General features: G+C 58.5%; 17 protein-coding genes. 12 read left to right on the top strand and 5 right to left on the bottom strand.

Annotated features, from left to right (window positions below; translation table 11 throughout):
* Nucleotides 1-6 precede the first annotated feature (6 nt).
* The 3 genes from osmW to clcB all read left to right on the top strand — a co-directional run bounded on the left by osmW (nucleotide 7) and on the right by clcB (nucleotide 3,215).
* A complete protein-coding gene (gene osmW / locus AB8846_RS19970) occupies nucleotides 7-654 on the top strand; it encodes an osmoprotectant ABC transporter permease OsmW (RefSeq protein WP_023311514.1) in 648 nt (215 codons plus the stop codon).
* Nucleotides 654-1,802, top strand: a complete 1,149-nt coding sequence (gene osmV / locus AB8846_RS19965) for an osmoprotectant ABC transporter ATP-binding protein OsmV (RefSeq protein WP_370733490.1) — start codon at nucleotides 654-656, stop codon at nucleotides 1,800-1,802. The genes osmW and osmV overlap by 1 nt, the downstream gene beginning before the upstream one ends.
* A 102-nt stretch (nucleotides 1,803-1,904) precedes the next feature.
* A complete protein-coding gene (clcB, locus tag AB8846_RS19960; protein ID WP_370733489.1) occupies nucleotides 1,905-3,215 on the top strand; it encodes a voltage-gated ClC-type chloride channel ClcB in 1,311 nt (436 codons plus the stop codon).
* Here the strand turns inward: clcB and bioD are convergent.
* From bioD to AB8846_RS19945, 3 genes are all read right to left on the bottom strand, one after another.
* Complete coding sequence (gene bioD, locus AB8846_RS19955) at nucleotides 3,150-3,845, bottom strand: dethiobiotin synthase (protein WP_063143039.1); 696 nt, start codon at nucleotides 3,843-3,845, stop codon at nucleotides 3,150-3,152. The genes clcB and bioD overlap by 66 nt on opposite strands.
* A gap of 130 nt (nucleotides 3,846-3,975) precedes the next feature.
* Entirely contained in the window at nucleotides 3,976-5,196 is a 1,221-nt protein-coding gene (gene mlc / locus AB8846_RS19950) for a sugar metabolism global transcriptional regulator Mlc (RefSeq protein WP_063143038.1), read from the bottom strand.
* 94 nt (nucleotides 5,197-5,290) lie between these two features.
* A complete protein-coding gene (locus AB8846_RS19945) occupies nucleotides 5,291-6,223 on the bottom strand; it encodes a LysR family transcriptional regulator (protein ID WP_370733488.1) in 933 nt (310 codons plus the stop codon).
* 121 nt (nucleotides 6,224-6,344) lie between these two features.
* On the opposite strand from AB8846_RS19945, the gene AB8846_RS19940 reads away from it, so the two are divergent.
* Nucleotides 6,345-7,598 (top strand): MFS transporter, encoded by a 1,254-nt coding sequence (locus AB8846_RS19940; protein ID WP_370733487.1) that lies wholly within the window; start codon nucleotides 6,345-6,347, stop codon nucleotides 7,596-7,598.
* Between the two features lie 75 nt (nucleotides 7,599-7,673).
* Here the strand turns inward: AB8846_RS19940 and AB8846_RS19935 are convergent, their stop codons facing one another.
* Nucleotides 7,674-9,065 carry an APC family permease gene (locus AB8846_RS19935; protein WP_370733486.1) on the bottom strand — a complete coding sequence of 464 codons (1,392 nt, stop codon included), beginning with the start codon at nucleotides 9,063-9,065 and terminating at the stop codon, nucleotides 7,674-7,676.
* A 356-nt stretch (nucleotides 9,066-9,421) separates the two neighbouring features.
* Nucleotides 9,422-10,840 carry a glutamine synthetase family protein gene (locus AB8846_RS19930; RefSeq protein ID WP_063143033.1) on the bottom strand — a complete coding sequence of 473 codons (1,419 nt, stop codon included), beginning with the start codon at nucleotides 10,838-10,840 and terminating at the stop codon, nucleotides 9,422-9,424.
* Nucleotides 10,841-11,054: 214 nt separating this feature from the next.
* Between AB8846_RS19930 and puuD the strand changes: the two genes are divergently transcribed.
* The 8 genes from puuD (at nucleotide 11,055) to AB8846_RS19890 (ending at nucleotide 19,986) form a co-directional block, all read left to right on the top strand.
* Nucleotides 11,055-11,819, top strand: coding sequence for a gamma-glutamyl-gamma-aminobutyrate hydrolase (gene puuD, locus AB8846_RS19925; protein ID WP_063143032.1), 765 nt, complete (start codon nucleotides 11,055-11,057; stop codon nucleotides 11,817-11,819).
* Nucleotides 11,820-11,844: 25 nt separating this feature from the next.
* Nucleotides 11,845-12,402, top strand: a complete 558-nt coding sequence (gene puuR / locus AB8846_RS19920) for an HTH-type transcriptional regulator PuuR (protein ID WP_013096835.1) — start codon at nucleotides 11,845-11,847, stop codon at nucleotides 12,400-12,402.
* A 157-nt stretch (nucleotides 12,403-12,559) separates the two neighbouring features.
* On the top strand, nucleotides 12,560-14,053 hold the full coding sequence (gene puuC / locus AB8846_RS19915; RefSeq protein WP_370733485.1) for an aldehyde dehydrogenase PuuC: 1,494 nt from the start codon (nucleotides 12,560-12,562) through the stop codon (nucleotides 14,051-14,053).
* Nucleotides 14,050-15,330, top strand: coding sequence for an FAD-binding oxidoreductase (locus tag AB8846_RS19910; RefSeq protein WP_331412435.1), 1,281 nt, complete (start codon nucleotides 14,050-14,052; stop codon nucleotides 15,328-15,330). Before puuC ends, AB8846_RS19910 begins: the two co-directional genes overlap by 4 nt.
* A 25-nt stretch (nucleotides 15,331-15,355) precedes the next feature.
* Complete coding sequence (gene puuE, locus AB8846_RS19905) at nucleotides 15,356-16,627, top strand: 4-aminobutyrate transaminase (RefSeq protein WP_370733484.1); 1,272 nt, start codon at nucleotides 15,356-15,358, stop codon at nucleotides 16,625-16,627.
* 150 nt (nucleotides 16,628-16,777) lie between these two features.
* On the top strand, nucleotides 16,778-18,265 hold the full coding sequence (locus AB8846_RS19900) for a carboxypeptidase M32 (protein WP_370733483.1): 1,488 nt from the start codon (nucleotides 16,778-16,780) through the stop codon (nucleotides 18,263-18,265).
* Nucleotides 18,266-18,413: 148 nt separating this feature from the next.
* On the top strand, nucleotides 18,414-18,884 hold the full coding sequence (asr, locus tag AB8846_RS19895) for an acid resistance repetitive basic protein Asr (RefSeq protein ID WP_370733482.1): 471 nt from the start codon (nucleotides 18,414-18,416) through the stop codon (nucleotides 18,882-18,884).
* Nucleotides 18,885-19,164: 280 nt separating this feature from the next.
* Nucleotides 19,165-19,986 carry a serine protease gene (locus AB8846_RS19890; RefSeq protein ID WP_063143028.1) on the top strand — a complete coding sequence of 274 codons (822 nt, stop codon included), beginning with the start codon at nucleotides 19,165-19,167 and terminating at the stop codon, nucleotides 19,984-19,986.

Below are 19,986 nucleotides of genomic sequence, written 5' to 3'. Positions count from 1 at the left end.
GGCGCTATGGAGACGATTCACTACATTCTGGACAACTGGGATTACCTCTTAACCCTGACGCTGCAGCACCTGTGGCTGGTGGCGCTGGCCGTAGGTTTAGCCATCATCATCGGCGTACCGCTGGGCATTCTGATTGTCCGCCACAGGTGGCTGGCAACGCCGGTGCTGGGGATAGCCACCATCGTGCTGACCATTCCGTCCATCGCCCTGTTTGGCCTGATGATCCCGCTGTTTTCGCTGATCGGTCAGGGTATTGGTGCCCTGCCCGCGATTACGGCGGTGTTTCTCTACTCGCTGCTGCCGATTGTGCGTAACACCCATACGGCGCTCGACAGCCTGCCGCCGGGCCTGCGCGAAGCCGGCCGCGGCATCGGCATGACCTTCTGGCAGCGCCTGCGCTGGGTTGAAATCCCGATGGCGCTGCCGGTAATTTTCGGCGGGATCCGCACCGCCGTGGTGATGAATATCGGCGTGATGGCGATTGCCGCCGTGATCGGCGCGGGTGGCCTGGGCCTGCTGCTGCTCAACGGCATCGGTGGAAGCGATATTCGCATGTTGATTGCGGGCGCGCTGATGATCTGTCTTTTAGCAATTGTGCTCGACTGGCTGCTGCACCGTCTGCAGGTGGTTCTGACTCCAAAGGGGATTCGATAATGATAAAACTGGAAAACCTCACCAAACAATTTTCACAGAAGCACGGCCAGACCTTTAAGGCCGTCGATAACGTCAACCTGAACGTGCCCGAAGGGGAAATGTGCGTCCTGCTCGGCCCGTCCGGCTGCGGGAAGACCACCACCCTGAAGATGATTAACCGCCTCATTACCCCAAGCAGCGGGACGATCCTGATCAACGGTGAAGACACCAGCGGGATGGACACCGTCACCCTGCGCCGCAACATCGGCTACGTGATCCAGCAGATCGGCCTGTTCCCGAACATGACCATCGAAGAGAACATTACCGTCGTGCCGCGCATGCTGGGCTGGGATAAAGCGCGCTGCAAAACCCGCGCCGAAGAGCTGATGGATATGGTCGCGATGGATCCGCATAAGTTCCTGAATCGCTACCCGCGCGAAATGTCCGGCGGCCAGCAGCAGCGTATCGGCGTCATCCGCGCCCTGGCGGCGGATCCTCCGGTGCTGCTGATGGATGAACCCTTCGGCGCGGTGGACCCGATCAACCGCGAGGTGATCCAGAACCAGTTCCTGGAGATGCAGCGCAAGCTGAAAAAAACCGTCATGCTGGTGAGCCACGATATCGACGAAGCCCTGAAGCTCGGCGACCGTATAGCGGTGTTCCGTCAGGGGAAAATCGTGCAGTGCGCCAGCCCGGATGAGCTGCTGGCGAAACCGGCGAATGAGTTTGTCGGCTCGTTTGTCGGCCAGGACCGCACCCTGAAGCGCCTGCTGCTGGTATCGGCGGGCGACGTCACCGACCAGCAGCCGACCATTACGGTGCGGGGCTCTACTCCCCTTCCCGACGCCTTTGCGACCATGGATGATAACGACATTCGTGCCGTGACGGTGGTCGACGAGCACGGCAAACCGCTGGGCTTTGTGAAGCGTCGCGAAGCGCGCAATGCCAGCGGTACCTGCGCCGACATCCTGCATCCGTTCCGCATGACCGGCAAGGCGGAAGACAACCTGCGCGTGGTGCTTTCCCGTCTGTATGAGAGTAATACCAGCTGGATGCCGATAGTCGATGAGGACGGTCGCTACAACGGCGAGATTTCGCAAGACTATATTGCCGAGTACCTGAGCTCCGGGCGTACGCGTCGGGCGCTGAATATTCACAGCGACAGCTAACCCTTTTGGCCGGGCATCGCCCGGCTTTTTCGCACGCATACCTTTTGCTAACCCCGCGATTTGCCGCCACAATATTGTATCGTCCCCGTTTAATCGCGACTCATGCAACGTCTTCATACGTACCCCGACATCCGCGCGATGTTTCGCCGACTGCTGATTGCCACCGTCACCGGCGTGCTGGCCGCGCTGGCCGTGGCGGTGTTCCGCCACAGCATGTACCTGCTGGAGTGGCTGCTTCTCAGCAACGACAGCGGCAGCCTGGTGAATGCCGCCGCGTCGCTCTCTCCCTGGCGGCGCGCGCTGACGCCAGCCCTGGGCGGCCTGGCTGCCGGGCTGCTGCTCTGGGGATGGCAGCGGCTGAACGCCCAGCGGCCTCACGCCCCCACCGATTATATGGAAGCGCTGGAGACCGGGGACGGCCAGTTTGATTACGGTGCCAGCCTCGTGAAATCCCTTGCCTCGCTGCTGGTCGTGGCCAGCGGAAGCGCCATCGGGCGTGAAGGGGCGATGATCCTGCTTGCCGCCCTCGCCGCCTCCTTTTTCGCCCGGCGCTTTACGCCGAAATCCGAATGGAAATTATGGATAGCCTGCGGTGCCGCCGCCGGGATGGCCAGCGCCTACCATGCTCCCCTGGCCGGAAGCCTGTTTATTGCTGAGATTCTGTTTGGCACGCTGATGCTGGCCTCGCTCGGCCCCGTGGTTATTGCGGCGGTGGTGGCGCTTCTTACCACGCAGCTTCTGGCTCCGGGTGCCGGTACGCTCTACGCGGTCCATCTGAGCGGCATCCTCACCGCGGCCGATTATGCCCTGCTGGTCGCGATGGGGCTGGTGGCAGGCCTCTGCGGACCGCTGCTGATGTGGCTGATGGCGTTCAGCCACGCTCTTTTCCTGCGCCTCAAGCTTTCGCCGCCGTGGCAATTAGCGCTGGGCGGTGCGATCGTCGGGCTGCTGTCTCTCCTGACGCCGAAGGTGTGGGGGAATGGCTACAGCGTGGTTCAGGCTTTTCTGCTCGCGCCGCCGCTGCTGTCGGTGATTGCCGGGGTGTTCATCTGTAAACTGCTGGCGGTACTGGCGAGCAGCGGTTCGGGCGCGCCGGGCGGGGTGTTTACGCCTACGCTATTTGTCGGTATGGCATCGGGGATGCTGTTCGCACAGCTGTTTGCGCTGTGGCTGCCGGGTTCTGAGACGGCGATTCTGCTGGGGCTGGCGGGGATGGCAACGCTACTTGCCGCGACCACGCATGCGCCCATTATGTCGGCGCTGATGGTCTGTGAAATGACCGGGCAGTATTTTCTACTGCCCGGCCTGCTGGTCGCCTGCGTGGTCGCGTCCGTGTTGTCGCGGACGTTACGCCACGACTCGATCTACGGTCAACACGCCACCGAGGGCAGAGAGATCGATGTACTGCGCTAGCTCGCGCTGCTCGGCGCGAGGCAGATAAGGCAGCTCGCCCACCAGCGGCCCGGGCAGCTTGGTGCTCAGCACGTCGATGATCTCCGCGTAGTGCGCCAGGCCTGGGTTAATGCGGTTTGCCACCCAGCCAACCAGCGGCAGGCCGTCATTGGCAATCGCCTGCGCCGTCAGCAGCGCGTGGTTGATGCACCCTTCCTGGATCCCCACCACCATCACTACCGGAAGCTGCTCCTGCACGACCCATTCAGACAGCGGACGCAGGTCATTCATCAGGCTGCGCCAGCCGCCCGTCCCTTCAACCACCACGTGGTCAACCTTCTCGCTCAGGTTCGCCAGGCCGTCGGACAGCAGGGGATAATTAATCAGGCCGCTGTGCGCCACGCTGCTCTCGTCTTCGCTTAACGCAATGGGATTGACCGCGTGATAAGGCAGCTCCAGTGACGAGACGCTTTGCAGCACCAGGGCGTCTTTATTACGCAATCCCTCTGGCGTCTCTTTACTGCCTTTTGCGACCGGTTTGTACCCTGCCACGCGTTTACCGCTTGCTGCCAGCGCCTGCAGCAATGCGCGGGATACGACGGTCTTGCCGACAGAGGTATCTGTACCAGTAACAAAGAAACGCTTAAGCATGACTCACTCCACCTCTTGGGTATGCTTCGAAAATATAAACCAGGTAAATAATTCAGTGGAGGAAGTCTACGGGATGCGTGCGCTACCCGGCTTGAGATAGCGCAATTTTTCTTACATCTGCGGAAAAGAGTTAACCCTGTAACAGGCGGATCAACAGCGAGCCGTTATACATGGCATCTTTGACCAGCGCCGCCCCGGCCATCGTACCCTTGTTGGAAAACTGGGTACTTTCTACCGCAATATTTTTGCTGTAGGCGGGAAGCGACTGCTGATGGATACAGGCCGAGATCGCCGGGAAGAGGATCTCCGCCGCCTGGCTCAGCGGCGAGCCAATGAGGATTTTTTGCGGGTTGAAGAGGTTCACCATAATGGCCAGAATGCGGCCAACGTTATTCCCCACCCCGGTAATAATGTCCTTCGCCAGCAGATCGCCCTCGCGCGCGGCGGCGCAGAGAGAGTCCACCGTTAAGGGTTGTCCGTGCAGCGAGGAGCTCATGGACTGGCCGAGCCGGACCTGCGCCAGTTCCAGCACGCTTTCCACGCTGGCAATGGTCTCCAGACAGCCGTGGTTCCCGCAGTAGCAGCGCTTGCCGTACGGGTCGACCTGGGTGTGGCCAATTTCCACCAGGCTGCTGCTTCCGGCGTGGAGAAGACGTCCGTCGGTGATCACGCCCGCCCCGACGTTATGGTCGATGACCACCTGAATCACATCCCTCGCGCCGCGGGACGCGCCAAACAGCGCCTCTGCCATCGTCCAGGCGCTAATGTCATGCTGAATATAGACCGGCACGCCGGTATGATTTTTCAGCACCTCGCCCAGCGGCATCTCTTTGACGTCGTCGTAAAACGGCATGCGGTGAACAATACCGTTTTCGGTATCAATAATCCCCGGCATGGTGATGGCAATCGCCGTTAAGCGTTCGAGCCGCTGCTGATGGCGAATAAAGAAGTGATCGATGTGCGACACAATCGCGTCGAGGAGCGGTTCCTCCGCGTTGAGCGGCAGTTCAAGGCGGTCTTCCACCACCAGCTTGCTGCTCAGGTCGCGCAGCGCGAGGAAGATCTCCCCCCGGCTGATGCGCAATGACAGGTAGTGCCACGCTTCCGTTTCAACCACCAGCCCGACTGCCGGACGGCCACGGCTGCCCGGCTCCTGAATTTCCGTCTCCTGAACCAGGTGCGCTTCCAGCATCTCGCGGACAATTTTGGTGATACTGGCAGGTGCCAGCTGTGCCAGGCGCGAAAGATCGATACGCGAAACCGGACCAAGCTGATCAATCAGGCGATACACCGCGCCAGCGTTGGTCTGCTTAATCTGATCGATGTGCCCTGGCTGACTATCAGCAACCACCTCGTACTCCCTTATTTTCGAGCTTCGAAATAAACTGTTTGCTATGGTGAAGCACTTCCATGTCCGTCGTCAAATATTTACTTAGCCATGTGATTTACCGCACATTTTTGCCCCCTTTTCCCTGGGAATGCCGTCCGGCAGAGGCGCTAATTAACTGCTGTTTGAAGCGCTGCGCGGCGTGGCTCTGCTCGCGATGTTTCGACCAGACCAGCCACATTTCTGAAACGGCGTCCTCTTCGGCAATGGTCACCCAGCGCATTTCGCGCAATTGTACCCGCTTAAAGGAGGCCGGAAGAATCGACACGCCCAGCCCGGCCGCGACCAGGCCTATAATCGTCATCGCTTCCCCCACCTCCTGGGTGATGACCGGGGCAAGATCGTAGCGGCGCATCAGTCCCAGGATATCGTCATACAGACCCGTCCCGACCTGCGGGTCAAAAAAGACAAACGGCTCTTTTGCCAGCTCTGCCAGCGAGACCGCCGGACGCGACGCCAGCGGGTGATCGTGTGGGATCATCGCCATCAGCGGCTCGCGCAGGATCACCTCCCACGCCAGCGTGTCCGGCAGCTGGGTGTTACGCATCAGCCCCAGATCCAGCGAACCTTCATTCAGCGGCGCAATCTGCTCGCGGGTGTTGATTTCGCGCGTCTGAATATGAACATCCGGAAAGTTACGACGGAATGACGAAAGGGTCTCCGAGACGGCGCTGATAAACGGCGCGGACGAGGTGAACCCGATTCGCAGTTCTCCGGCCTCCCCGAGATAGAGCCGTTCTGCCCGAGCGGCGGCGTCATCGACCATGCTCAGAATTTGTCGGCTGTCGATCAGGAACTGCCTACCCGCCGCCGTCAGGCTCACGCTGCGGTTGGTGCGGGCCAGAAGGCGCGCCCCGACCTGCTGTTCCAGGATTTGTATCTGCTGGCTTAACGGTGGCTGAGAGATATTCAGCCGTGCCGCCGCGCGGCCAAAATGCAGCTCCTCGGCGACGGCGACAAAGTAGCGAAGATGACGCAGCTCGATATTCATATTTTTAAAGTATCATTTGAGATTATTAATATATTAGACAGAATATTTACATTTTCCTACCCTGAACACGTGGTCATACCCGTCACCAGAAATCACGGGGATGTTTAAGCAAGGAAACTGTGTGAGTCGTACAACTACTATTGATATCGATCCGGCAAGAGATATCAATGATTTACCCGCAGCACCGCAGCCGGTCCAGTTCATTAAACGTGGTACCCCCCAATTTATGCGCGTCACGCTGGCGCTCTTTTCCGCCGGTCTGGCGACCTTCGCCCTGCTCTATTGCGTTCAGCCGATCCTGCCCGTTCTCTCTCATGAGTTTGGCGTATCGCCTGCCAGCAGCAGTATTTCACTTTCAATTTCAACCGGGATGCTGGCGGTTGGCCTGCTCTTTACCGGCCCGCTCTCGGATGCCATAGGCCGTAAACAGGTGATGGTGACCGCGCTGATGCTGGCATCGGTCTGCACGTTGCTCTCGACGATGATGACCAGCTGGCACGGCATTCTGGTGATGCGCGCGCTGATTGGGCTCTCGCTCAGCGGCGTGGCGGCAGTTGGGATGACCTACCTCAGCGAGGAGATCCACCCGAGCTTTGTTGCTTTTTCTATGGGGCTTTACATCAGCGGGAACTCGATTGGCGGAATGAGCGGACGCCTGCTTAGCGGGGTGTTTACCGACTTCTTTAGCTGGCGTATTGCGCTGGCGGTCATCGGGTGTTTTGCGCTGGCATCAGCCCTGATGTTCTGGAAAATTCTGCCGGAATCGCGCCATTTCCGCCCGACCTCCCTGCGCCCAAAAACGCTGTTTATCAACTTCCGCCTGCACTGGCGTGACAAAGGGCTGCCGCGCCTGTTTCTGGTCGGCTTCCTGCTGATGGGCTCGTTCGTCACGCTGTTTAACTATATTGGCTACCGCCTGATGCTCTCGCCGTGGCACCTGAGCCAGGCTATTGTCGGTTTACTCTCGGTTGCTTATTTGACCGGAACGTGGAGCTCACCGAAGGCCGGGGCGATGACCGCACGCTATGGGCGCGGCCCGGTGATGCTGTTCTTCACGGCGGTGATGCTGGTCGGCCTGCTGCTGACGCTCTTCTCCTCCCTGTGGCTGATTTTTGCCGGAATGCTGCTCTTCTCCGCGGGGTTCTTCGCCGCTCACTCGGTCGCCAGCAGCTGGATTGGCCCGCGCGCGCGTCGCGCCAAAGGCCAGGCATCGTCGCTGTATCTGTTTAGCTATTACCTGGGTTCCAGCATCGCCGGGACCCTCGGCGGCGTGTTCTGGCATAACTACGGCTGGAACGGCGTGGGCGGGTTTATCGCGCTGATGCTGTGCGCGGCGCTGCTGGTGGGAGCAAGTCTTCATAAACGTCTGAGATAATAAGCCTGCGGGCTGATGTCCGGTAAGACGAGCTATTCAGATAAACGGCACCAGCGTACTGGTGCCGTTTCACGTTCAGGAATCCCAGGCCTGCTCTATCTTAGCGGCTTCAAACTGCGGAGGCGGCTTTCGGAAACGGCGCGTTAGCCATGTCAGGTAAAGGATCCCCAGTGCCGCCCAGATGAGGCCAAGCGTCAGGGACGTTGCTTCGAGGTTTATCCACAGCACGCCGACCGTTACGGCACCAATGAGCGGCAGCAGGAGATAGTGGAACCGGTCTTTCCACGTTTTGTTCAGCCCCTTACGCCGCCAGAAGTGGTTGTACACCGAGAGATTAACAAACGTAAACGCCACCAGCGCGCCAAAGTTGATCAGCGCCGTCGCGGTCACGAGGTCAAAGTACAGGGCCGACAGCGCCACTATCCCTACCATAATGACGTTCAGGGCCGGAGTACGCCATTTCGGATGCACGTAGCCAAACACCCGTTCCGGAAAAACGTTGTCACGCCCCATCACATACAGCAAGCGCGAGACGCTGGCGTGCGAGGCCAGGCCTGAAGCGAGCGTATTCACAAACGTGGTACACAGAAACACCGACTGGAAGAGCTTGCCGCCCACGTACAGCGCAATTTCCGGCAGCGCGGCGTCCGGGTTCTTGAAGCGCGCGATCGACGGGAAAAAGAGCTGCATGAAAAACGAGGCAACAATGAATATCAGCCCGCCATACAGTGCGGTCAGGAAAATGGCTTTGGGAATCACCCGCGCCGCGTTTGGCGTCTCTTCCGACAGCGTGGTGACCGCGTCAAAGCCGAGGAAAGAGAAGCAGACGATAGTCGCGCCGGTAATAATAGGGATCAGGTGCGCGTTCTCGCTGATAAACGGCTGGAGCGACCACACGGTGCCGACGCCCTCTCCCTTGTGCAGGCCATGCACCACGAGTATGACAAACACCACCATGATGGCGACCTGCACCAGCACAAACAGGGTGTTAAAGTTGGCGACCAAATTAACGCTCTTCAGGTTCGCCAGCGTCAGGATCGTCACAAACCCTACCACCCAGACCCACGGCGGAACTTCGGGGAACAGCGCGGAAAGGTAGATCTTCGCCAGCAGCACGTTGATCATCGGCAGGAAGAGATAGTCCAGCAGCGATGACCAGCCGACCATGAAACCCAGATGGGGTCCGATCGATTTCTGCGTGTAGGTGTACGCAGAGCCCGCTTCCGGGAACTGTCGCACCAGCTTGCCGTAGCTGATGGCGGTAAACATGACGCCAGCCAGCGCCAGGAGATACGAGGCGGGCACGTGGCCATTGCTGATACCAGACACAATGCCGAAGGTATCAAACACGGTCATGGGGGTGAGGTAAGCCAGCCCCATCATGACCACCTGCCAGAGCTTGAGGGAGCTGCGCAGCCGGGTTTTTCCGGCCATGCCCGGCGAGTCAAGAGACGTGTTAGTCGCCATAAACCGTCCCCCCTATGCTTACCGTGGTTTGCAATCGCGTTGACCTTAACGCAAACCTGCTTAGCAAAGGGGGAAATTGTAAAGAACAAACGCGATCGTACCAGCGCACCGTCTCTGGCTCGCACTCACAGCAGGAGCCTGACTGGCCCCCTTCGCCCTGCGGATAGTTGAACATCTGCATCATTTCCTACCTCGTCACACAGTGTCGTTAAGAAAATCCCTGTGCCGCCTGCGCTCCATAACGCGACTCCCGGGAGATAGCTGGCGTGCCAGCGAACAGTTCGGCCAGGCTCCGCGCAGGCCGTTTGGTGATACGTATGCGATGAAACAAAGCTGCCCCTTACCGGGGCACGTCATCAGGCGTTTTTCAGCATCCACTCAATTTCAGTTTCGGTAATCAGGCGTTCAAACTGCAGCAACTCATCATTTTTGCAGGCGTGATAGACGTGGCAGAAACGTTCGCCCAGCCGCTCTCGAAGATTATCGTTTTGCATAAATTCCCACAGCGCATCGCTCTGACGGATCGGGAACGGCAGCCCGTCCTGCTCCAGGCCATTGCCTTCAACTTCTTCCTGCAGGGGTAAATCGTTATCCAGCCCGTGTAAAATGCCGGCAAAAATCGCCGCCATCACCAGATACGGGTTCGCGTCTGCTCCCGCCACCCGGTACTCGACCCGGTGGTTATGGCGATCGCCGCAGGGGATACGCAGGGCAACCGTGCGATTGTTGTGTCCCCATGACGCCTGCGTCGGCACGTACATTCCCGGCTGGAAACGGCGGTAGGAGTTGACGTTCGGTGCCAGTAGCGCCATGGACGCCGGCATCAGATCGATCATCCCGGCCAGCGCGCGTTTCAGCAGCGCGGAATCCTCGCCGCTGGCGTCTGCGAGCACGTTTTCGCCTCTGTTGTTTTGCATGCTGATGTGGATATGCATCCCGCTGCCCGCATGCTCTTCATACGGCTTTGCCATAAACGTGGCGTGCATCTTATGTTTTTCCGCCATCTGCCTGACGAGACGTTTTAGCGCCAGCGCATCATCGCAGGCATCAAGCACGTTTTCCGTATGGTGCAGGTTAATCTCAAACTGGCCCGGAGAGGCCTCGGCCACTGCTCCGTCGGCGGGGATCAGCTGCAGCTGCGCCAGTTCGTCAATGTCATTCAGCACGTCAGCAAAGTGGTTCAGGTTATCAACCGAGTAGACCTGACTCTGCGTGTTACGCACGTCGGTGCCCGGCGCGCAGGGTGGCTGCAGATAGCCTTCGGCATCGCGTTTGCGGTCAAGTAAATAGAACTCCAGCTCTACCGCTACCACGGGGAACAGACCGCGCTGGCGCAGCTGCTGCCAGAGTCGGTTGAGTACGTTCCGCGGCTCAACGTCAAAGGGAGCGCCATCTTCATCGACCATGGTGAGCTGCACCTGACCAATGTATTCCGGGTCGGCGGCGGACGGCGTCAGGGTGCCCGGCACCGGCACGCAGATACAGTCCGGCTCGCCGAGCTCCTGCCCCAGGCCCGCCTCTTCCACTACGTTACCCAAAATGTCCATGGCGAAAACCGATGCCGGGAAATAGCAGCCTTTTTCAAGTTTGCTCAGTCCGGCAACCGGGATGCGTTTGCCGCGAAAACAGCCGTTCAGGTCGGTCAGGAGGACGTCAATAAACTGGGTGTCAGGATACTTTTCTAAATAGCGCTTCACTTCCTGCGTAAAGGCGCTGCCCCGCCTTTCATCCGTGTGCTGCACAAAGTTCTCAACTTCTACGATATTGGTTTCCATGATTTACCACCGTTTTTGGGTTTTGCGTTCGCTGCTCAGGACTGTCAAATATAATGTCCACTCTATCGAATCTGTATGCAAACAAATTGTTTGTCAAATGTTAAATTAAGTTTGCAAAAGGCAGATCCCGTTGCTAGATTGAGAAAATATTGAACGAAAAGGCCGTTTCAGAGGCGATAATGGCCTAAATTTAGTCCACTTTGTGAGGGCGATCATGGAAAATATAATGAACAAGCCAGTTATTGGCGTGGTGATGTGCAGAAACAGGCTTAAGGGTCATGAGACCCAAACCCTGCAAGAAAAGTACCTGAATGCCGTTATTAACGCGGGGGGCTTACCTATTGCCTTACCGCATGCGCTGGCAGAGCCAGAGCTAATGACCGCTCTGCTGCCAACCCTGGACGGAATTTACCTGCCGGGCAGCCCAAGTAACGTGCAGCCGCACCTGTATGGTGAAAACGGCGATGAGCCTAACGCCGATCCCGGGCGAGATCTTCTGAGTATGGCGCTGATTGCCGCCGCGCTCGAAAGGCGCATCCCCATTTTCGCCATCTGCCGGGGGCTGCAGGAACTGGTTGTTGCGACGGGAGGGACGCTATATCGTCGCCTGTTCGAGCAGAACGACCTGCTTGAACACCGGGAGGATGCTGAACTGCCGGTTGAGCTACAATACGCCCCGTCTCATGAAGTTCAGGTTCAGGAGGGAGGACTGCTGTCTCAATTAATACCAGGCTGTAACAAATTTTGGGTAAACTCGTTACACGGGCAAGGTGCACGAACGTTAGGACCACGGCTTCGCGTGGAGGCCCGCTCGACGGACGGGCTGGTCGAAGCGGTTAGCGTTCATGACCACCCTTTTGCCCTCGGCGTGCAATGGCACCCCGAATGGAACAGCAGCGAGTACGCCCTGTCACGCATGTTGTTTGAAGGTTTTATCACCGCCTGTCAAAGCCACGTTGCCGAGAAGCAACGGCTTTGACCACTATCGTAAAGGAAATGCAACTATGAGCGATGACGGACTGGCGCCAGGGAAACGTCTGTCAGAGATCCGCCAGCAGCTGGGTCTCTCGCAGCGGCGTGCCGCCGAACTGTCTGGGTTAACACACAGTGCCATCAGCACCATTGAGCAGGACAAAGTCAGTCCTGCCATCAGTACGCTGCAAAAGCTGCTGAAAGTTTATGGGCTGTCGCTCTCGGAATTCTTTTCGGAACCGGAAAAACCTGATGAACCGCAGGTGGTTATTAATCAGGAAGACCTTATCGAAATAGGCAGTCAGGGGGTTTCGATGAAGCTGGTTCATAACGGAAATCCGAACCGTACGCTGGCGATGATTTTTGAAACTTACCAGCCTGGAACCACGACCGGAGAGAGGATCAAACATCAGGGCGAGGAGATCGGTACGATACTGGAAGGTGAAATAGTGCTGACCATTAATGGCCAGCCTTATCACCTGGTTGCGGGGCAGAGCTATGCCATCAATACCGGCATACCGCACAGCTTCAGCAACACCTCGGCAGGAATCTGCCGCATTATCAGTGCCCACACCCCTACCACGTTCTAATTACCACTCAGTCCCGGCGTAAGCGCGCTTACGCCGGGACAAATAAAAACGATCAATGTCGGCATTCAACGGGTTAATTCCCGGGATGCCTCACGGCTTCGTATTGCCTGAAACGGCCATGCCTTTATTTATCTGATTGCGAAAGAAAGGAGTGAATATGCATTTTCAGCACCTGACTTACTGGCAGGATAAAGCAAAAAACAGCGCCATTGAGACCCGGTTATTTATTAACGGTGCCTATTGTGACGCCGCCGATAATGCCACGTTTGAAACCGTCAATCCCGCGACCCGGCAGACCCTGGCGAACGTGGCCCGGGGCAAGCAGGCGGACGTGGACCGCGCGGTTCAGGCCGCGCGTGAGGTATTTGAGCGCGGTGACTGGTCGCAGGCGTCTCCGGCGCAGCGCAAGGCCGTGCTACATAAGCTCGCCGATTTGATGGAACGCCACGGCGAAGAGCTGGCCTTACTGGAAACGCTGGATACCGGTAAACCCATTCGCCACAGCCTGCGCGACGATATTCCCGGCGCGGCGCGCGCCATTCGCTGGTACGCCGAAGCGGCGGATAAAGTCTACGGCGAAGTGGCGCCTACGGGTCCGGGCGAGCTGGCGATGATCGTGCGCGAGCCGATCGGGGTTGTCGCTGCCATCGTCCCCTGGAACTTCCCGCTGCTGCTGGCCTGCTGGAAGCTGGGCCCGGCGCTGATCGCGGGCAACAGCGTGGTATTAAAACCGTCGGAGAAATCGCCGCTCTCCGCCTTGCGGCTGGCCGGGCTGGCGAAAGAGGCGGGCCTGCCGGACGGCGTGCTGAATGTGATAAGCGGTTACGGCCACGAAGCGGGCCAGGCGCTGGCACTGCATCCGGAGGTCGAGGTGCTGACGTTTACCGGCTCTACCCGTACCGGCAAGCAGCTGTTGAAGGACGCGGGTGAAAGCAACATGAAGCGCGTCTGGCTCGAGGCAGGCGGCAAGAGCGCCAACATTATCTTTGCCGACTGTCCGGACCTGGACAAGGCCGTGAGCGCAACCGCCGCCGGGATTTTTTATAACCAGGGGCAAGTCTGCATCGCCGGCACCCGTCTGCTGCTCGAAGACGGCATCGCCGATGACTTCCTGGCAAGGCTGAAAGCGCAGGCCCGTCACTGGCAGCCGGGCGATCCGCTCGACCCCGACAGCACGATGGGAATGCTCATCGACGCTGCGCACGCCGATACCGTCCACACGTTTATTCGCGAGGGAACCCAAAAAGGTACGCTGCTGCTGGACGGGCGGGAACAATCATGGCCTTCCGCAGTAGGTCCAACCATTTTTGTCGACATCGACCCTGCCTCCCCGCTGTGCCGGGAAGAGATTTTCGGGCCGGTGCTGGTCGTCACCCGTTTTAAAACCGAAGAGGAAGCCTTAACGCTGGCCAACGACAGTGAATATGGGCTTGGCGCGGCGGTATGGACCCGCGATCTCTCCCGCGCGCACCGCATGAGCCGCCGTCTGAAGGCAGGCTCGGTCTTCGTCAATAACTATAACGACGGTGATATGACCGTACCCTTTGGCGGCTATAAGCAGAGCGGCAACGGTCGCGATAAGTCCCTGCACGCGCTGGAAAAATTTACCGAACTGAAAACCATCTGGATTGCCCTGGAGCCTCAATCATGACCGAACATACCACCAGCTACTACGCGGCCAGCGCGAACGCTTACGAACCTTTCCCGACGCTTAACGAGTCGATCAGCTGCGACGTGTGCGTGGTAGGCGGCGGCTATACCGGCCTCTCCTCCGCGCTGCATCTCGCCGAAATGGGCTACGACGTGGTGCTCCTTGAAGGCGCGCGCATCGGCTTCGGCGCCAGCGGACGTAACGGCGGCCAGCTGGTTAACTCCTACAGCCGCGATATCGACGTGATTGAGAAAAACTACGGACCTGATGCCGCCAGAGTCCTCGGAAGCATGATGTTTGAAGGCGGGGAAATCATCCGGGAGCGTATCAAGCGCTATCAGATCCAGTGCGACTATCGTCCCGGCGGGCTGTTTGTGGCGCTAAACGATAAGCAGCTCGAGACGCTGGAGGAGCAAAAAGCCAACTGGGAACGCTACGGCAACACGCAGCTCGAGCTGCTGGACGCCAGCGCCATCCGCCGGGAAGTCGACAGCGAGCGCTATACCGGCGCGCTGCTGGACCGCAGTGGGGGGCACATTCATCCGCTGAACCTGGCGATCGGCGAAGCGGACGCCATTCGCCTGAACGGCGGGCGGGTGTATGAACAGTCCCCGGTGACCGCCATTCAGCACACCAGCCCGGCCGTGGTGAGCACGCAGCATGGCCAGGTGACGGCCCGCTACGTGATCGTCGCCGGGAATGCCTATCTGGGCGATAAGATAGAACCGGAACTGGCAAAACGCAGCATGCCCTGCGGCACCCAGGTGGTGACCACCGCCCCGCTGCCGGAAGAGGTCGTCCGCACGCTGATCCCCAATAACTACTGCGTGGAAGATTGCAACTACCTGCTGGATTACTACCGTCTCACCGCCGACAACCGCCTGCTGTACGGCGGTGGCGTCGTCTATGGCGCGCGCGATCCGGACGATGTCGAGCGCATGGTGATGCCAAAGCTGCTGAAAACCTTCCCTCAGCTGGCAGGCGTCAAAATCGACTACCGCTGGACGGGCAACTTCCTGCTGACCCTGTCACGCATGCCGCAGTTTGGTCGTCTGGATAAAAACATCTATTACATGCAGGGCTACAGCGGCCACGGCGTGACCTGCACCCACCTGGCCGGACGGCTGATCTCGGAACTGTTGCGCGGTGACGCTGAGCGCTTTGATGCGTTTGCCAAACTCCCGCACTACCCCTTCCCGGGCGGTCGCAGCCTGCGGATCCCATTCACGGCGATGGGCGCGGCGTATTACAGCCTGCGCGATCGTCTTGGCGTATGATCGTTTCGACAAAAAGGTATCTGACATGAGTAACCAGGAATTTCATCAGCGCAGACTTTCTGCCACCCCGCGCGGCGTAGGCGTAATGTGTGATTTCTTTGCCCGCACGGCGGAGAATGCCACGCTTACCGACGTGGAAGGCAACGACTATATCGATTTCGCCGCCGGGATCGCGGTACTCAATACCGGGCATCGTCATCCTGAACTGGTGGCCGCAGTGGAAAAACAGCTTCACCAGTTCACCCACACGGCCTACCAGATTGTGCCGTATGAAAGCTACGTTTCATTAGCCGAAAAACTTAACGAGCTGGCCCCGGTGCAGAGCCCGGCCAAAACGGCGTTCTTCACTACGGGCGCGGAAGCGGTGGAAAATGCCATTAAAATCGCCCGGGCCCACACCGGCAGACCGGGCGTGATTGCATTCGGGGGAGGCTTTCACGGCCGAACCTATATGACCATGGCGTTAACCGGCAAGGTCGCGCCTTATAAGCTGGGATTTGGCCCCTTCCCGGGGTCGGTTTATCACGTGCCGTATCCCTCCGAGCTGCACGGCATAACGACCCAGGATGCCATCACGGCGATAGAACGCCTGTTCAAAGCTGATATTGAGGCGAAACAGGTGGCGGCGATTATTTTTGAACCCATTCAGGGTGAAGGCGGATTTAACGTCGCCCCGCCTGAGCTGGTGGCCGCCATCCGCCGTATCTGCGACGAGCATGGGATCGTGATGATTGCAGACGAAGTGCAGAGCGGCTTCGCCCGGACGGGTAAACTGTTTGCCATGGAACACTACGCGGACAAGCCCGACCTGATGACGATGGCTAAAAGCCTCGCAGGCGGAATGCCGCTGTCCGGCGTGGTGGGCCGCGCCGGGATAATGGACGCGCCGGCTCCCGGCGGTCTGGGGGGGACCTATGCAGGCAACCCGCTGGCGGTGGCCGCCGCGCACGCGGTGCTGAATATTATCGACAGCGAGTCACTCTGCGCGCGCGCCCGTCATCTGGGCGATCGACTGAAAGCCACGCTGGAGGAGATTCAGGGCGGTTTTCCTGCGCTCGTGGCGATAAGGGGAAGAGGATCGATGATTGCGGCGGAGTTTTTTGATCCCGAGAGCCGTGAACCGTCGGCCGCCATCGCGCAGGCGATCCAGCAAAAGGCGCTCTCCCAGGGCCTGCTGCTGTTGATTTGCGGCCAGTACGGCAACGTGATCCGCTTCCTTTATCCGCTGACCATTCCGGATGCCCAGTTCAACCAGGCGCTGGCGATCCTGCAGCAGGTTATGCGTGATAAGGCCTAAGCGCCCACCGAAAACCGTCTCCCGGAATTGCGGCGACGGTTTCCACGGAGGAGGTCTGCATAGATTTCCTCCGTGTGGGAAATGTTGGGGAATTTGGTCTGTTTCATTGTATGCTCCCTGAAACACATCCCTGGCAAGAGGAAATAAGAATTGCAAAAAACATCCGCCTATCAGTCACTTGTGAAAACCTTCCAGCGCCTCTCCCGCTTCTCGCACCTCTCCTCTATCGCCAGCTGGGACATGTTTACCATGATGCCGCCAGGCGGCAGCGCCGCGCGCGGCGAGGCGCTGGCGGAGATGAGCGTCCTGCAGCACCAGATCCTGACCGATAAAAAAGTCGGTGACCTGTTAGCGGCGGCGGCAGGTGAAGATCTGAATGACGTCGAACAGGCCAACCTGCGCGAAATGACGCGCCACTATCAGCAGGCCACCCTGCTGCCGGAATCGCTGGTGGAAGCCAAATCCCTCGCGGGCAGCAGGTGTGAACACGCCTGGCGCACGCAGCGCCCAGCCAACGACTGGCAGGGTTTTTCCGCCAACCTGAAAGAGGTGGTCAAACTCAGCCGCGAAGAGGCTCGCCTGCGTGCCGAAGCCAAAGGCTGTACGCCGTACGACGCGCTGCTGGATATTTTTGAGCCCGACATGACCAGCGCCCGTCTGGACGTTCTGTTCGGCGATATGAAGTCCTGGCTACCGGACCTGCTGGCAAACGTGGTGGAAAAACAGGCTCAGCGGTCGTTTATTCCCCCGCAGGGCCCCTTCCCGACGGCAACCCAGCGCGAGCTGGGCCTGGAAGCCATGAAGATGCTCGGCTTCGATTTTAACGGCGGTCGCCTGGACGTCAGTGCGCACCCGTTCTGCGGCGGCGTCCCGGAGGACGTGCGCATCACCACGCGCTATGACGAGGATGAACTGCTCAGCGCGCTGTTTGGCGTGATCCACGAAACCGGACACGCCCGCTACGAACAAAACCTGCCGCGCGCGTGGGCAGGACAGCCGATTGCCCTGGCGCGCTCAACAGCAATCCATGAGTCACAGAGCCTGTTCTTTGAAATGCAGCTGGGACGCAGTGAAGCCTTCCTCAAGCATCTTCTCCCTGCGGTGCATGCCCGCTTTGGCAGCCAGGCGGCGTTCAGCGAAGAGAACTTTATTGCCTGGAACCAGCGCGTGAAGCCTGGCTATATCCGCGTCGATGCGGACGAAGTGAGCTACCCGGCACACGTGGTGCTGCGCTATGAGATTGAGCGTGCGTTGATCAACGGCGAGATTGAGGTGGACGATATTCCTGCCCTGTGGGATGAGAAAATGCAGGCCTGGCTCGGGTTATCCACCAAAGACAACTACCGCAACGGCTGTATGCAGGATATCCACTGGACCGACGGCGGTTTTGGTTACTTCCCGTCCTATACGCTTGGCGCTATGTATGCCGCGCAGCTGTTCCATGCCGCCAGGACCGCACTGCCGGGTCTGCAGGCCTCCATCGCTGAGGGCGATTTTTCCGCACTCTTTGAGTGGCTGCGTCAGAACATCTGGCAGCACGGTAGCCGCTTCAGCACGTCGCAGTTAATCACCCAGGCGACGGGCGAGGATCTGAATATCCGTTACTTCCGCGAACATCTGACCTCGCGCTATTTGTAATCTGCATCGCCGGGGGGAACCCCGGCAATGTACATATGGTTACACGCCGATACCAATCACTCACGGAAACCTCGAATTTACAGGGATATAGTTATTTCAACGGCCCCGCAGTGGGGTTAAATGAAAAACCAAATTCGAGGGTATGAGAATGAATAAAGTATTAGCTCTGGTTGTTGCCGCTGCTATGGGTCTGTCTTCTGCTGCGTTTGCTGCTGACACTACCGCAACTACTGCACCGGCTGCCGCACCTGCTGCAACCACCACCGCTGCGCCAGCAAAAGCGGTTCACCATAAGAAACATCACAAAGCTGCAGCGAAAAAAGAAGCCGCTGCACCAGCAACCGCAGCACCAACCGAGCAAAAAGCTCAGGCTGCCAAAAAGCACCACAAAAAAGCCGCTAAACCCGCTGTAGAACAGAAAGCACAGGCGGCTAAAAAGCACCACCACAAGAAAGCCGCTAAACCCGCTGTAGAGCAGAAAGCGCAGGCTGCTAAAAAACATCACCACAAAAAAGCCGCTAAACCGGCTGTAGAACAGAAAGCTCAGGCTGCTAAAAAGCATCACAAAAAAGCAGTAAAACACGAAGCTGCTAAACCAGCTGCACAGCCAGCTGCGTAAGAGTACAAGCTTAACCGTGCCCTTCGGGGCACGTTGGTAAACCGGCGCTGAACCGGAACAGGTTCCGCGCCGTTTTTTTTTATCCGGAGGGCGTATGCTGCGACGCTATCGGTTTGAGCTGATTCTGATCCTGCTTATTTTATGCGCGCTCATCGCAAGCCATTTTTATCTTTCCTGATTGTAGCACGCTGATTTTACTCCCACTTTAGCGCTGTCCCGTCTATAGTATTTTCATAGGGTTCACTTTTAATAATCATAATTACCCCCACCAGAGTGTGATATGCGTAAATCTGTTGTGTTGTTACTGGGAACGTTTGGTCTTTTTTCTGGATTCTCACATGCGGATGATGGCGGTGATGACACCATTAGCGCGAAAGAGCTAAAGACGCTTTTTTTCGGTCATGACGATCGTACGCGCGTCGCCGATCCCACCCAGGCCCCCTGGGATGCAATAGGTCAACTGGAAACCGCCAGCGGTAACTTATGTACTGCGACGTTGATCACCCCACAGCTAGCCCTGACGGCAGGCCACTGTTTGTTAACACCGCCAAACGGCAAGCCGGATAAAGCGGTTGCCTTGCGGTTTGTGTCGCAAAAAGGGACCTGGCGCTATGAAATCCACGGCATTGAAGGCCGGGTCGATCCGTCTCTCGGCAAACGTCTGAAACCGGATGGTGACGGCTGGATAGTGCCACCGGCGGCCGCCTCATGGGATTTTGGCCTGATCGTTTTACGCTACCCGCCTTCAGGCATTACGCCGTTGCCGTTATTTGACGGCGACAAAGCCGCACTCACCGCCGCGCTGAAAGCCGCCGACCGAAAGGTGACGCAGTCGGGCTATCCTGTCGATCATCTTGATACGCTTTATACGCATACCGACTGTATTGTGACGGGCTGGGCGCAAAACAGCGTGCTTTCGCATCAGTGCGATACGTTGCCGGGCGACAGCGGTTCACCGCTGATGCTGAAAACGGAAAACGGCTGGCAGCTGATCGGAGTCCAGAGCTCGGCCCCGGCGGCAAAAGACCGGTGGCGTGCCGACAACCGGGCCCTGTCCGTTACCGGTTTCCGCGACCAGCTGGAAGCGCTGGCGCAGCAGTAA

This window comes from Enterobacter sp. KB-221C9 (genome assembly GCF_041320715.1).
In the GTDB taxonomy this organism is placed as follows: Bacteria; Pseudomonadota; Gammaproteobacteria; order Enterobacterales; family Enterobacteriaceae; genus Enterobacter; species Enterobacter asburiae_D.
The sequence above is the reverse complement of the archived record's forward strand: the minus strand, read 5'-3'. Positions and strand labels throughout refer to the sequence as shown.

Coding starts and splice junctions, on each gene's coding strand:
- osmW (WP_023311514.1), top strand. CDS start 7: ATGGAGACGATTCACTACATTCTGGACAACTGGGATTACCTCTTAACC.
- osmV (WP_370733490.1), top strand. CDS start 654: ATGATAAAACTGGAAAACCTCACCAAACAATTTTCACAGAAGCACGGC.
- clcB (WP_370733489.1), top strand. CDS start 1,905: ATGCAACGTCTTCATACGTACCCCGACATCCGCGCGATGTTTCGCCGA.
- bioD (WP_063143039.1), bottom strand. CDS start 3,845: ATGCTTAAGCGTTTCTTTGTTACTGGTACAGATACCTCTGTCGGCAAG.
- AB8846_RS19945 (WP_370733488.1), bottom strand. CDS start 6,223: ATGAATATCGAGCTGCGTCATCTTCGCTACTTTGTCGCCGTCGCCGAG.
- AB8846_RS19935 (WP_370733486.1), bottom strand. CDS start 9,065: ATGGCGACTAACACGTCTCTTGACTCGCCGGGCATGGCCGGAAAAACC.
- AB8846_RS19930 (WP_063143033.1), bottom strand. CDS start 10,840: ATGGAAACCAATATCGTAGAAGTTGAGAACTTTGTGCAGCACACGGAT.
- puuD (WP_063143032.1), top strand. CDS start 11,055: ATGGAAAATATAATGAACAAGCCAGTTATTGGCGTGGTGATGTGCAGA.
- puuR (WP_013096835.1), top strand. CDS start 11,845: ATGAGCGATGACGGACTGGCGCCAGGGAAACGTCTGTCAGAGATCCGC.
- puuC (WP_370733485.1), top strand. CDS start 12,560: ATGCATTTTCAGCACCTGACTTACTGGCAGGATAAAGCAAAAAACAGC.
- AB8846_RS19910 (WP_331412435.1), top strand. CDS start 14,050: ATGACCGAACATACCACCAGCTACTACGCGGCCAGCGCGAACGCTTAC.
- puuE (WP_370733484.1), top strand. CDS start 15,356: ATGAGTAACCAGGAATTTCATCAGCGCAGACTTTCTGCCACCCCGCGC.
- asr (WP_370733482.1), top strand. CDS start 18,414: ATGAATAAAGTATTAGCTCTGGTTGTTGCCGCTGCTATGGGTCTGTCT.
- AB8846_RS19890 (WP_063143028.1), top strand. CDS start 19,165: ATGCGTAAATCTGTTGTGTTGTTACTGGGAACGTTTGGTCTTTTTTCT.